Below are 12,043 nucleotides of genomic sequence, written 5' to 3' on the forward strand. Positions count from 1 at the left end.
AAGGAGGCGACCCTATGCTTCTCGCCATTGATTGCGGTAACACCAACACGGTGTTTTCGATTTGGGACGGCCGTGAATTCATCGCCACGTGGCGCACCAGCACCGAATGGCAGCGCACGGCGGATCAATACTATGTCTGGCTTTCGACCCTGATGCGATTTCAGGAGGTCGACGTCATGATCGACGCCGTCATCATCAGTTCAACCGTGCCGCGCGTGGTCTGGAACCTGCGGGTCTTTGCAGATCGGTATTACAACTGCCGTCCGATGGTTGTCGGCAAGCCGGATTGTTTGCTGCCTGCCAACCCACGGGTGGATGAAGGCACGCAGGTCGGCCCTGACCGCCTGGTCAACGCAGCAGGGGCATATGACCGGCATGGCGGCAATCTGATCGTTGTGGACTTCGGCACCGCAACCACCTTTGACGTGGTGGCCGAAGACGGCGCCTATGTCGGCGGGGTTATCGCGCCGGGTGTGAACCTGTCACTAGAGGCGCTGCACAATGCCGCTGCCGCCTTGCCCCATGTTGATATCTCAAAACCGCAAGCCGTGGTCGGGACCAATACCGTGGCCTGCATGCAATCGGGTGTCTTTTGGGGTTACATCGGGCTGGTCCGCGAGATATGTGCGCGCATCAAGGCCGAGCGTGGCGTGCCAATGCAGGTCATCTCGACCGGCGGCCTTGCCCCGCTTTTCCAACAGTCCGAGCCGTTGTTTGACGCCTTTGAGGACGATCTGACGATCCACGGGCTGACCGTGATCCACAAATACAACAAGGACAACGCATGAGCGACCGCCTGATCTATCTACCCCTTGGGGGTGCCGGCGAAATCGGCATGAACGCCTATGTTTACGGCTATGGCAAGCCCGGCAAAGAGCGGCTGATCGTGGTCGATCTGGGCGTGACCTTTCCGGATATGGACGGCACGCCGGGGGTGGATCTGATCCTGCCCGATATTGCCTGGCTTGAGGCGCGCAAGGCGCAGATCGAAGGCATCTTTATCACCCACGCGCACGAAGACCACGTGGGTGCGATTGGCCACTATTGGGAACAGCTGGGCGCGCCTGTCTATGCACGTCCCTTCACGGCCAATATCGCCCGGCGCAAGCTGGATGAACATGGGCACCCGCCATCGGTGGTCAAGGTCGTCGATGTTTACCCCGAGATGATCAAATGTGGGCCGATGACGGTGTCTTATCTGCCGATCAGTCACTCGATCCCCGAAAGCGCTGGTCTGCTGATCGACACGCCTGACGGGCGCGTGCTGCACTCTGGCGATTTCAAGATCGACGAAACCCCGGTTGTGGGTGATCCGTGGAATGAGGCGCTTTGGGAAGAAGTGTCAAAGGACGGCGTCAAGGCGCTGATCTGTGACAGCACGAACGTGTTTTCGCGCGATCCGGGACGGTCAGAGGCATCCATCGGCGATGCGATTGCGGACATGATGAAAGAAGCGACCGGCATGGTCGTGGCGACCACATTCGCCTCCAACATCGCGCGATTGAAGACGCTGGCGATTGCCGCACAAAAGGCTGACCGCTCTGTCGTGCTACTGGGCCGCGCGATGCGCCGCATGGTCGAAGCGGCAACCGAAGTGGGTATTCTGAAAGGGTTCCCATCGGTGGTGTCACCCGAAGACGCGCTGCAAATGCCACGTGAAAACGTGATGCTACTGGTCACGGGGTCACAGGGCGAACGCCGTGCGGCCTCTGCCCAGCTATCGCAAGGGTCGTATCTGGGGTTGAAGTTGAAGGAGGGGGATACGTTCCTGTTTTCCTCTAAGACTATCCCCGGCAATGAACGCGGTGTGATCCGTATCATGAACCAACTGTCCGAACTGGGCGTTGATGTGATTGACGACGCGGGCGGCAAGTTCCACGTGTCCGGCCACGCGAACCGCCCTGATCTGGCGCGCTTGCACCAGATCACCAAACCACAAACCCTGATCCCGATGCACGGCGAACACCGACATCTGCGCGAACACGTAAAGCTGGGCGCGGCGTCGGGTCTATCGGGCATCGTCGCAGTCAACGGGATGATGATTGATCTGTCCGGGAACCAGCCGACGGTCGCCGAATATATCGAAACCGGGCGGACCTATCTGGATGGATCGGTACAAGTCGGCGCGCTGGACGGGGTTGTACGCGACCGCATCCGCATGGCGTTGAACGGGCATCTGATCGTGACGCTGATCATTGATGAAAACGACGAACCGCTGGGCGACCCTTGGGTTGAAACCTCGGGTCTGGCCGAGACGGGACGCAACAACGCGGCCTTGGTTGAGGTCGTCGAAGAAGACCTGAGCCAATTCGTGAACCGCGCCAAGGCCAAGACGCTGCGCGATGATGTGAAGCTGGAGAAAGAACTGAAGTCGATTGCCCGCAAGTCAGCACAAGGCGAGATCGGCAAGAAACCAGAGGTAACGGTGATTGTGAGCAGGTTGGGGTGAATCACCCAATTTCGCATAAAGCACGCTTTTTGGCCCCATAATCGCCAATTTGCCCGACTCTTTTAGCAGCGCACAGATTTTACGTGCCCATCAGTATGTCTGCCATTTTGGGCAGCTGTTCAAAAAAGATTAGGAGAAGCCAGTAAGATGTTTCATTTTAAGTCCTTCATTGCGGCAGGCGTCGCTGCAGCGGCCCTTAGTGCCTGCGTCGAAACAACCAATGTGTCGTCTTCGGGGGCATCGGCCAACCGTTGGGTCACGATCCAAAACGCCACCGGCCGCACGATCTGGCGTCTGTATGGTTCACGTACAAGCACGTCATCCTGGGAAGAAGATATTCTTGGGTCCACAGTGCTGTCCAATGGAAGTTCAGTGAATATCAACTTTGATGACGGCACCGGCGCCTGCATGTTCGACATGAAAGCAGAGTTCCGCGATGGCGGTGGTCAGGTTTTGAACAATGTCAACGTTTGCTCTGTCGCGTCAGTGACCTTCCGGTAGAGCGTCTGAAACTGTCGGCATCTTGCCAGATGCGGGTGCCGACAAAGTTCGATCCCCTGCAACGTGCCTGTCCTTGCGCGAGGGTAGCGTCCGACCTCCCCCGGAGGGGGATCCGGGTTAACCGGGCGGTAGGTTTTGATGATGGGGCGCGAGATAACGTAAATCGGGGTTCACCCCGACGCGAGACTACCCCTTCGCCCGCTCCGCAAAGCTCAGTGCGATAAACGCAGGCGGTTCGTCCCCCATGCCAACAACCTTGGGGCCGTTGTCACGCCTATCATTGCCACGTCCGCGTCCGCCGCGGTTGCGCTCTTGGCGGGGTTTTTCCTCTGCCTTCACATCGGCCTTTGGGGTCTCGGCGGGCTTTTCAGCCTCAGCAGGTTTGACCTCTTCTGCCTTTGCGTCATCTTTCGGCGCGGGCTTGCGACGGCTCCGTGTCCGCTTGGGCTTTTCTTCCGGCTTCTCTGCCTCAGCAGGGGCCGCGTCAGTCTTACCACCAGGCGCATCCAAACGCGGGATCGTCTCTTTTACCAGACGCTCCACATCTTCAAGATTCTTCTCGTCGCGTGGCACGCAGATCATGATCGCGGTGCCGGAACGCCCCGCGCGACCGGTGCGTCCGATGCGGTGGACGTAGTCTTCGGCATGGCTGGGCACGTCGAAGTTAAAAACGTGTGTCACGGCCGGAATATCCAATCCGCGCGCGGCCACGTCAGAGGCCACAAGGATGCGCAATTCATTATCGCGAAACTTGTCGAGCGTTTTGGTCCGGTGGGACTGGTCCAGATCGCCGTGGATCGGGGCGGCGTTATAGCCGTATTTGTTCAATGACTTCGAAACGATATCCACATCCGACTTGCGGTTGCAGAAGATAATCGCGTTGGTGCAGGCTTCGCCCTCGGCATCGATCAATTTGCGCAGCAATTCGCGCTTTTCTGACGGCTCTTTTGGCTTGGCAGAGCCTTTGAACATCACAACACCTTGCTTGATGTTGGTGTTCGTTGTGGCTGCACGCGCCACTTCGATCTTGGCAGGGTTTGACAGGAACGTATTGGTGATCCGCTCGATCTCTGGCGCCATCGTGGCCGAGAAGAACAGCGTCTGGCGGGTAAACGGCGTGCGCTTGAAAATCTCTTCGATATCGGGGATGAAACCCATATCGAGCATGCGGTCGGCCTCATCCACCACCATGATCTTGACATCGGTAAGGATCAGCTTGCCACGTTCCAGATGGTCCAGCAGGCGACCAGGCGTTGCGATCAGCACGTCGACGCCTTTGTCGATGATCTTGTCCTGATCCTTAAAGCTGGTGCCGCCGATCAGCAGGGCGCGCGACAGTTTGGTGTATTTGGCGTAGGCGTCGAAATTCTCGGCCACTTGGGCGGCCAGTTCTCGCGTCGGGGCCAGCACCAGCGAGCGGGGCATGCGCGCGCGCGCACGGCCACGGCCCAGCAGTGTGATCATCGGCAGGGTAAAGGCTGCGGTCTTACCAGTGCCGGTCTGGGCAATGCCCAAAACATCGCGGCCTTCAAGGGCGGGGGAAATCGCGCCGGCCTGAATGGGGGTGGGGGTGTCGTAGCCGGTTTCGGCTACAGCCTTGAGAACCTTGGGGGCAAGGTTCAAATCAGTGAACTTGGTCATATACGTCCTATACATGCGGATCGGTCCGCAATTCGTGAAAGGACGCATGTTCCGCGCGTCCCGCGTCAAATGGCCAACGGGCCAGTGGTTCGCGGATAGCCGATCAGTGCGAAATGGTCAAGCAAACCGTGATTTTCCGCAGGGTTAGCGCGCTTCTGCGGCTTTTTCGCGCATATGGGCAAACCGTCGAAAGACGGTGCCGTCGTCTTCGTTCAGCAGGTGCAAGAGCTGCCGAACCAACGGGCCACAACCCGGAGCCTTGCCAGCGTCCCGCCAAAGCGGGGCAAGAAGATGCGCTTCGAGATCACCCTTCAGAACAGAAAACCCCTGCATTCCCATGGGCAATTGGGCCTTTTGGCGATCACGAATGTGAAATGGTTCCTGAGGGTGCAAGCCAGAAAAGCACCGCTCTGCCTCAAGTATCTTCATCAGCGAAAACAGAATGTTCATTCGAGCGGCAAGGTTGCGGTCTTCTTCCGTTTCACCATGCTCTGCAAAAGTGATTGCCGCCGAGATGAGCCACCGCGTGGGCAACGTGTCAAGAAGCCACTCTTCTTCTTCTTTCCAAAGCCTAAGAAAAAGCGCAGGCGCAGTGTCAGGGTAGGTGTGTTTGCGCAAATGCGAAATCAGCAGACCGTGCAGCAGGGCGAGTTCGCTATGTCCTGCCAGCTCTCCCAGCAGCATGTGGCGCTTCTTTTGCACACGTGTCAGCCCTTCTGGCCGAGGGATGTCCTGCGGTGGCAAAGCAATTGCAGCCAGCGGTCGAAAATCAACGTTCAGTGGTGGCAGGTCTTCACCCGTCAGTCGGGCGCGCCGGTTGCGGTACTGGGGCAGCAGGTTCGCGATGCCGCCGGGAAAGGTTTCTTTGAGGGTCATCAGGCGTGCCTGCAATGGTTGTCTTGGTAAAGTATCCGCGTGCAAACGCCGTCTTACAAGTGCGCTGTTTGATGCAGTGCAGATTGATAGCCTGCCTCAAGCGCTGCGACCATGGGGGCGGGTGTCAGCACATCGGCGACCGCGTGTTGAGGTCGGCGGCGAGCAGAGGTGTAACCGGTTGATGTAAAAGGAAGGATGGTGTCGTCTTGCACCAGATGGGCTTGATTGGCGTGCCAGATCATCACCCCATTGGGCAGCGCATCGACGGGCAAATGATGCCGTTTTTGCTGGCGGGTGCCTTTGATGATCCGCGCCTGATGCAGTGCCCGGTCCATCGCCTTGGCGCTGGGTTTGGCGCCTACGGCGGCGGTCCAGGCATCAACGAACCGCTGATAGTCGGCGCGCCTGCAATAGCCACAAGGACGATGGCCTGCGGCCATAGCGACGGCTTCATCCAGAAAAAACAGCTCGGTCCATTTGCGCCCCGTCATCACAGCGCGCTTGCGGCCCTGCCAGTCAAGCGTGCAGCAAATCCAGGCGTGATGGGACCAGCGAGACGTGCCCAGTTCCTTGTCCGCAACATGAATGATTCCCCGGTTGCCGGTGAAATCTCCTCGTGCGGGAATGGCGACAATCTCGCCACTGGGCAGGACGCGGTTTTGAAGGGGGATGGGGCTACCCGTCGATAACCACGGCATCGCGCATGATTGCGGATTGCCAGGTCTGATCGTCCTGAATGGTCTCCAGTGAGCCGCGCAAGGACAGGCGCGTGCCTTCTTCGACAAAATCCAAAGGTGCGGCCAGGGTGACCTGCAATGCTGTGCCATGGGTGGGATCACCGCAGAATGGGCAAAAACCGATGTCAGACACCAGCATGAATTCGCGCACATTGCGCGTGTCACCCAAAGGCACGGCAAAGCCTGTGATGTCGAACTGCGCCACACCGTCTTTGATCTCGGCCGGGAAGATCTTGCGCACCTGATAAGAGGTCTCTGTCACGATCTCTTCGATCTCGATGGCGGCGAGGGTATCCCATGCGGCGCTGTCGATGGTTTCGGCCAAGCCGGGCGATGCCGCGGCAAGGGCTGCGGTGGACAGGGTGACAGACTTGGGCAACGACATCGAAGACCTCCTAGTTGTGGCTGGTCGGAAAATAACACACGAGATCACGCCGTCCAGCCGCCCAACCGCAGATACGCGGAAATACCCTTACACCATCATCTCTTTGGTTGCTGTCAATTTCACGTCTGGATAGTCGCGATCCACCCGGTCGATGTCCCATTGCAGCCGCGTCAGGTAAACCGTGTCGCCGTCATTGTCGGTCGCGATGTGCTGTTTGTTGGCGTCGGCGAATTTATCGACCGCGTCCTTGTCGCCCGACACCCAGCGGGCAGAGGTGAATTGCGAGGCCTCAAAGCGCACGGGCAGCCCGTATTCCATCTCGATCCGGCTGGCGAGCACCTCAAACTGCAATGCCCCCACAACACCCACGATAAAGCCTGATCCAAAGGTCGGTTTGAACACTTTGGCGGCACCTTCTTCGGCGAATTGCATCAGGGCTTTTTCAAGGTGTTTGGCCTTGAGCGGGTCACCCGCGCGGCAGGTTTGCAGCAGTTCCGGCGCAAAGGATGGGATGCCAGACACGCGGATCGCTTCGCCCTCGGTCAACGTATCACCGATGCGCAACTGCCCATGGTTGGGAATACCGATGATATCGCCTGCCCAGGCCTCTTCGGCCAATTCACGATCAGCGGCAAGGAACAACACAGGGTTGGCAATCGCCATCTGTTTCTTCGAGCGCACATGGGTCAGCTTCATGCCACGCTGAAAATGACCTGAGGCCATGCGGACGAATGCCACGCGATCGCGGTGCTTGGGGTCCATATTGGCCTGCACTTTAAAGACAAAACCCGCGACCTTCGTTTCTTCGGGTGCGATGTTGCGCGGTTGGGCGGTTTGCACCTGCGGTTCGGGCCCATAGGTGGCCAACCCGTCCATCAGTTCCTTGACCCCAAAAGAATTCATCGCAGAGCCAAACCAAATCGGCGTCATGGAACCATTCAGCAGCGCCTCAGGGTCGAGCGTGGGCAGCAATTCCTTGGCCATCTCGATCTCTTCAAGGAATTTTTCCAGCAGATGCGCAGGCACATGTTCGGCCAGTTTAGGATCATCAAGGCCACTGATCTGGACGCTTTCGGCGACCTTGTTGCGGTCGGCACGGTCCATCAGTTCCAGCTTGTCGCGCAGAATATCGTAGCAGCCGATGAACTCGCGACCCACCCCAATGGGCCAAGAGGCAGGCGTGACGTCAATTGCAAGGTTTTCTTGAATTTCGTCAATAATTTCAAATGTATCGCGGCTTTCGCGGTCCATTTTGTTGCAAAATGTCAAGATAGGCAGATCGCGCAAGCGGCAAACTTCAAACAGTTTCTGGGTCTGGCTTTCCACACCCTTGGCCCCGTCAATGACCATGACGGCGGCATCCACAGCCGTCAGCGTACGATAAGTATCTTCGGAAAAGTCCGAGTGGCCGGGCGTATCAACAAGGTTAAAGCGGTACCTTTCAAAGTCAAATGACATCGCAGAGGCCGACACAGAGATGCCCCGGTCCTTTTCCATCTGCATAAAGTCCGACCGCGTGCGCCGAGCTTCGCCCTTGGCGCGGACCTGACCGGCCATCTGAATGGCACCACCATAAAGCAGGAACTTCTCGGTCAATGTGGTCTTGCCGGCATCGGGGTGCGAGATGATCGCGAACGTCCGGCGGCGGGCAATTTCAGGGGGAAGGGCGGGGCGATTTGTCATGGGTCACGCTTTATGCGGTTGGGCGGCAAAGGGCAATCGGGCCGTTGGCCTTAACGGATGATTTGCGATTGCGCTGTATGTCCTTGGCGGGGGGCCGAGATGGGACGGACGATCGGCGCATATGTGGTTCTGCTTTGGCTGGCCGCCTGCGGTGGCGGCGGCGGCGGTGGTGGTTCCGGCGGCAGCATAGACCCGCGACTTGCCCGGCTTGATATCTATGAGGCGCAGAAACTGCGCGTGCTGGGTGATCCCGGTGCGGGCGTCATGGGCATGCCGGTCACAGACGCGATGGATGTGCCGACTGCCGGGATGGTAGATTATGTAGGTGCCGCAACGATCCGGGTGCAGGGCACAACGCCGGTCATCCTTTACGGCGATGCCACGGTGCGTGTTGATTTCGAGACAACATCGACCACTGGGCAAATGGATAATTTCTTTGGCACCACGGCGGGCGGGGCGGTGTCGGAATATGGCGGTGCGATCGCGCTAAGCGGCACCGAGGCAGCGCAGGACCTGACGCTGGACTACACCGGGGCATTGACCGGCGGCGGGGCAACGCTAGCCTTTGACGGTACGTTGAACGCTGTGTTGCTCGGCCCCGCCGCAGAAGCCCTGACCGCATCGGATTTGGAGGCGAGTGCGATTTCAGGTGGCAGTGCCAGCGACGCCGCGATTGTTGTGGTGACGGAAGCCTCTGGCGCGCCTTAGGCGTCTGGCCTAAACACCCCTAACCGGCAGAGGCCTTGCGCAGCAGTGCGGCAGCTTTAGCAAAGGGGATCAGATTGTCCTTCACTTCATAATCCAGATGCGGGCGGTGTGCGTGGTCTTGCGCGCCAAGCCCTTCTGGCAAAGCGGCGCGCGTCCGGTGATCCACAAGATGCGATTCGGCTGCAATTCCTTCCGCATAGATGATGTGGTGTTCGTCAAAGATCAGCTGAAAATAGTCAATGAAACCACCGCGCCTGCGTACAACCGTGTGACCATCCACCAGATGGCGGGCCTTGATCAGAACCTCGGCGCGTCCGGCCCCCAGATGGTCCTGCCGTTGATAGACGAACAGCCGATGATCGGGGCGCAGCACCAGATCATTTTCATTGTGCAAGGCCCCCTTTGTGATCACGACAGGCGCAAAACTGCCCGTGGCCCGCAAGGTGGACTGGCGTAACCAGCGCACCGGCTGCTTGCCCGCATCACGGGTCAGCACCATGTCACCTGCTTGCAGCGCTTCAATGGCCCGCATTTGCCCGTCACCCATGGTGATTTTTGTCCCACGGGCAAATGAACCGCTGGCGGCCTCAGCAAAGCGTTTGGTCGCGGTGTGCCGTTCAACCCCAACAAGGCGATAGCCGATCTGGGGCAATAGCTCACCCAAGGGCAACAGAAAGATATCGGCAACGGTATTATCGTCCACCTCAACCAGCACCAGCGCCTCGTAGGTGCCGCCATCGGGGGCAATCAGCGTCAGGCAGCAGTCCAGATGCACAGCGTTCTGCGCGCCTTCGGTGCGGGTCAAACCACCGGGGCCTGTTGAAAGTGACAAGGTGTGGGTTTGCGCGACTGCATTGATCTGCAACACGTCATCCATGACCAGTTCATCGGCAAATGACAAAGGTTCGCCCTTCATCACCCCCTCGGTCGTGGTGACGTCAGCGGCTGCATAAACCTCGATGATCATGGGTGTGTTGGGCATACCGCAGCGATACACGCAGGATGCTGCCGCGCCAAGGTTGAAAGAAAACCCACGGGCGCGGAATTGCCGTGGGCAGGGGGCAGTGCTAGGTCCAATACCAACGCACAATTCTGGAGGACGCGTCATGGATCTGGGTATCAAGGGAAAACGCGCATTGGTTTGCGCATCATCAAAGGGTCTGGGGCGCGGTTGCGCAGAGGCTCTGGCCGAAGCCGGTGTGGATCTGGTGTTGAACGGGCGAGGGGCGGATGCGTTGGAAACAACCGCCACCCACATTCGCGACACCTACGGCGTTGATGTGGTCACCGTTGCGGCGGACGTCGCAACTGAAGACGGGCGCGCTGCTTTGCTTGAGGCCGCCGCAGGTGTCGACATTCTGGTCAACAATGCAGGTGGCCCACCGCCCGGTTTGTGGTCTGACTGGGACCGTGATGATTTTATCGCGGCCCTTGATGCAAATATGCTGGCACCCATCGCGCTGATGAAGGCACTGATGCCCGGTATGATCGACAAAGGCTGGGGGCGGGTGGTGAACATCACGTCCGGGTCGGTCAAAGCACCGATCCCGCAGTTGGGCCTGTCCAATTCCGCCCGCGCCGGTCTGACCGGCTATGCCGCAGGGACCGCACGGCAGGTCGCCGAATTCGGGGTGAATGTGAACAACATGCTGCCCGGCATTCACGCCACGGACCGCGCGGTCAGTCTTGATACGGGCGTGTCCAAGGCCCAAGGCATTGATATCGACACTGCCCGCGCCAACCGGCAGGCAACGATCCCCGCCAAGCGCTATGGCACAGCGGCAGAGTTCGGGGCGATGTGCGCGTTTTTATGTTCACAGCACGCCGGCTTTATCGTGGGCCAGAACATCGTTCTGGACGGTGGCGCAATCAACGCAACCATCTGATGGCCGAGAAATTCAGCCTCAAGGACGATTTGTTCAATCCTACAACGGTAGGCCGTCTGGGGCAGTACTTTGAAAAGGCGGGCGTCTTTGACGCCGCGCCGTTCGTGTCAGAAGTGCTTGCCGGGATGGCTCCGCTAGAATTGAAGGCGCGGATCAACTGGATTGCGCAGGTGCTTGCAAACCATTTGCCGCAGGATTTTCCCGGCGCGGCACAGGCGATCACTTCAGCGCTCCCTCCGCCGTTGGACCCGACGCTGCGTGATGATGATTTTGGCCATTTCATCTATGCGCCTTTGGGCGTTTATGTGGAAAATCATGGGCTTGAGGATCACTTGGATCGCAGTCTTGATCTGTTGGAAGCTGTCACGCAGCGGTTTTCGATGGAGTTTTCGATCCGTGCGTTCCTGAACCGCTGGCCGGATGAAACACTGGCGCGCATGGATGAATGGCGCAACCACGACCACTATCACGTGCGCCGATTGGTCAGCGAAGGGACACGTCCGAAACTGCCATGGGGGCAGGGGATCGGGCTGACTACTGCGCAAACCCTGCCGCTGCTGGACCGCTTGCATAGCGATAACACGCGTTTTGTGACGCGCTCCGTGGCCAATCACCTTAACGATATCACCAAATCCGCACCTGAACTGGTGCTGGAGCGGTTGAAGGCATGGCAACGCCAAGGCGATCAGGATGCGAAAGAACTGCTTTGGATGCGCAAACACGCGCTGCGTGGGCTGATCAAGGCGGGGCACGCCGGGGCGATGGAACACCTGGGCTATCAGCCGAATGTGGATGTCACGTTGAACAATTTCAGCATCACACCCACCAGCATCGCACGCGGTGACGCGGTACAAGTCGCGGTCACGCTGACCACCAAGGACGATGCACCGCTGATCGTCGATTACGTGATTGATTTTGTGAAGGCCAACGGCACGCTGGCGCCCAAAGTGTTCAAGTTCAAGGTATTGGACGCAAAGGCAGGTAAACCTGTCACGCTGACCAAACGCCACCTTTTTAAGGACAATGCCACCACATTTACCCTGCATCCCGGCGCGCATCGTGCCAATGTGCAGGTGAACGGGCGGATCATCGGGACGCAAGGCTTCACATTGACCTGACCTTGCCCTGCGGTGTTGCAGTTGTTAGATGCCTGATACCTAATTGTTTTCGTCAGGGA

General features: G+C 58.6%; 12 protein-coding genes. 6 read left to right on the plus strand and 6 right to left on the minus strand.

Features of this window, described 5'->3' with window-relative positions; translation table 11 throughout:
- Nucleotides 1–14: 14 nt before the first annotated feature.
- The 3 genes from DHN10_RS13480 to DHN10_RS13490 all read left to right on the plus strand — a co-directional run bounded on the left by DHN10_RS13480 (nt 15) and on the right by DHN10_RS13490 (nt 2,950).
- On the plus strand, nt 15–788 hold the full coding sequence (locus tag DHN10_RS13480) for a type III pantothenate kinase (protein WP_108815870.1): 774 nt from the start codon (nt 15–17) through the stop codon (nt 786–788).
- Entirely contained in the window at nt 785–2,449 is a 1,665-nt protein-coding gene (locus DHN10_RS13485) for a ribonuclease J (RefSeq protein WP_108815871.1), read from the plus strand. The genes DHN10_RS13480 and DHN10_RS13485 overlap by 4 nt, the downstream gene beginning before the upstream one ends.
- Nucleotides 2,450–2,596: 147 nt before the next feature.
- On the plus strand, nt 2,597–2,950 hold the full coding sequence (locus tag DHN10_RS13490; RefSeq protein WP_199910681.1) for a hypothetical protein: 354 nt from the start codon (nt 2,597–2,599) through the stop codon (nt 2,948–2,950).
- Nucleotides 2,951–3,136: 186 nt separating this feature from the next.
- On the opposite strand, the gene DHN10_RS13495 is transcribed toward DHN10_RS13490, so the two are convergent.
- The 5 genes from DHN10_RS13495 to DHN10_RS13515 all read right to left on the minus strand — a co-directional run bounded on the left by DHN10_RS13495 (nt 3,137) and on the right by DHN10_RS13515 (nt 8,272).
- The gene (locus tag DHN10_RS13495; protein WP_108815872.1) at nt 3,137–4,591 is read right to left on the minus strand and encodes a DEAD/DEAH box helicase; all 1,455 of its coding nucleotides are present in this window, start codon (nt 4,589–4,591) and stop codon (nt 3,137–3,139) included.
- Nucleotides 4,592–4,735: 144 nt separating this feature from the next.
- The gene (locus tag DHN10_RS13500; RefSeq protein ID WP_108815873.1) at nt 4,736–5,467 is read right to left on the minus strand and encodes a hypothetical protein; all 732 of its coding nucleotides are present in this window, start codon (nt 5,465–5,467) and stop codon (nt 4,736–4,738) included.
- Between the two features lie 53 nt (nt 5,468–5,520).
- Entirely contained in the window at nt 5,521–6,165 is a 645-nt protein-coding gene (locus DHN10_RS13505; RefSeq protein ID WP_234417130.1) for a hypothetical protein, read from the minus strand.
- Complete coding sequence (locus DHN10_RS13510; protein WP_108815874.1) at nt 6,143–6,589, minus strand: hypothetical protein; 447 nt, start codon at nt 6,587–6,589, stop codon at nt 6,143–6,145. Before DHN10_RS13510 ends, DHN10_RS13505 begins: the two co-directional genes overlap by 23 nt.
- An 87-nt stretch (nt 6,590–6,676) precedes the next feature.
- The gene (locus DHN10_RS13515; RefSeq protein WP_108815875.1) at nt 6,677–8,272 is read right to left on the minus strand and encodes a peptide chain release factor 3; all 1,596 of its coding nucleotides are present in this window, start codon (nt 8,270–8,272) and stop codon (nt 6,677–6,679) included.
- A gap of 99 nt (nt 8,273–8,371) precedes the next feature.
- Here DHN10_RS13515 and DHN10_RS13520 point away from each other — a divergent pair, with 99 nt between their 5' ends.
- Nucleotides 8,372–8,980 carry a hypothetical protein gene (locus DHN10_RS13520; protein ID WP_159087001.1) on the plus strand — a complete coding sequence of 203 codons (609 nt, stop codon included), beginning with the start codon at nt 8,372–8,374 and terminating at the stop codon, nt 8,978–8,980.
- 19 nt (nt 8,981–8,999) lie between these two features.
- On the opposite strand, the gene DHN10_RS13525 is transcribed toward DHN10_RS13520, so the two are convergent.
- Entirely contained in the window at nt 9,000–9,962 is a 963-nt protein-coding gene (locus tag DHN10_RS13525; RefSeq protein ID WP_108816070.1) for a Hint domain-containing protein, read from the minus strand.
- A 124-nt stretch (nt 9,963–10,086) separates the two neighbouring features.
- On the opposite strand from DHN10_RS13525, the gene DHN10_RS13530 reads away from it, so the two are divergent.
- Nucleotides 10,087–10,866: an SDR family oxidoreductase gene (locus DHN10_RS13530; protein WP_108815877.1), complete on the plus strand. Its 780-nt coding sequence runs from the start codon at nt 10,087–10,089 to the stop codon at nt 10,864–10,866.
- A complete protein-coding gene (locus DHN10_RS13535) occupies nt 10,866–11,984 on the plus strand; it encodes a hypothetical protein (protein ID WP_108815878.1) in 1,119 nt (372 codons plus the stop codon). The genes DHN10_RS13530 and DHN10_RS13535 overlap by 1 nt, the downstream gene beginning before the upstream one ends.
- Nucleotides 11,985–12,043 lie beyond the last annotated feature (59 nt).

Source organism: Loktanella sp. Alg231-35, assembly GCF_900143545.1.
In the GTDB taxonomy this organism is placed as follows: Bacteria; Pseudomonadota; Alphaproteobacteria; order Rhodobacterales; family Rhodobacteraceae; genus Yoonia.

Bases quoted from the DNA above. Each gene is read 5' to 3' on its own strand.
- DHN10_RS13480 (WP_108815870.1), top strand. From the start codon at position 15: ATGCTTCTCGCCATTGATTGCGGTAACACCAACACGGTGTTTTCGATT.
- DHN10_RS13485 (WP_108815871.1), top strand. From the start codon at position 785: ATGAGCGACCGCCTGATCTATCTACCCCTTGGGGGTGCCGGCGAAATC.
- DHN10_RS13490 (WP_199910681.1), top strand. From the start codon at position 2,597: ATGTTTCATTTTAAGTCCTTCATTGCGGCAGGCGTCGCTGCAGCGGCC.
- DHN10_RS13495 (WP_108815872.1), bottom strand. From the start codon at position 4,591: ATGACCAAGTTCACTGATTTGAACCTTGCCCCCAAGGTTCTCAAGGCT.
- DHN10_RS13500 (WP_108815873.1), bottom strand. From the start codon at position 5,467: ATGACCCTCAAAGAAACCTTTCCCGGCGGCATCGCGAACCTGCTGCCC.
- DHN10_RS13505 (WP_234417130.1), bottom strand. From the start codon at position 6,165: ATGCCGTGGTTATCGACGGGTAGCCCCATCCCCCTTCAAAACCGCGTC.
- DHN10_RS13510 (WP_108815874.1), bottom strand. From the start codon at position 6,589: ATGTCGTTGCCCAAGTCTGTCACCCTGTCCACCGCAGCCCTTGCCGCG.
- DHN10_RS13515 (WP_108815875.1), bottom strand. From the start codon at position 8,272: ATGACAAATCGCCCCGCCCTTCCCCCTGAAATTGCCCGCCGCCGGACG.
- DHN10_RS13520 (WP_159087001.1), top strand. From the start codon at position 8,372: ATGGGACGGACGATCGGCGCATATGTGGTTCTGCTTTGGCTGGCCGCC.
- DHN10_RS13525 (WP_108816070.1), bottom strand. From the start codon at position 9,962: ATGCCCAACACACCCATGATCATCGAGGTTTATGCAGCCGCTGACGTC.
- DHN10_RS13530 (WP_108815877.1), top strand. From the start codon at position 10,087: ATGGATCTGGGTATCAAGGGAAAACGCGCATTGGTTTGCGCATCATCA.
- DHN10_RS13535 (WP_108815878.1), top strand. From the start codon at position 10,866: ATGGCCGAGAAATTCAGCCTCAAGGACGATTTGTTCAATCCTACAACG.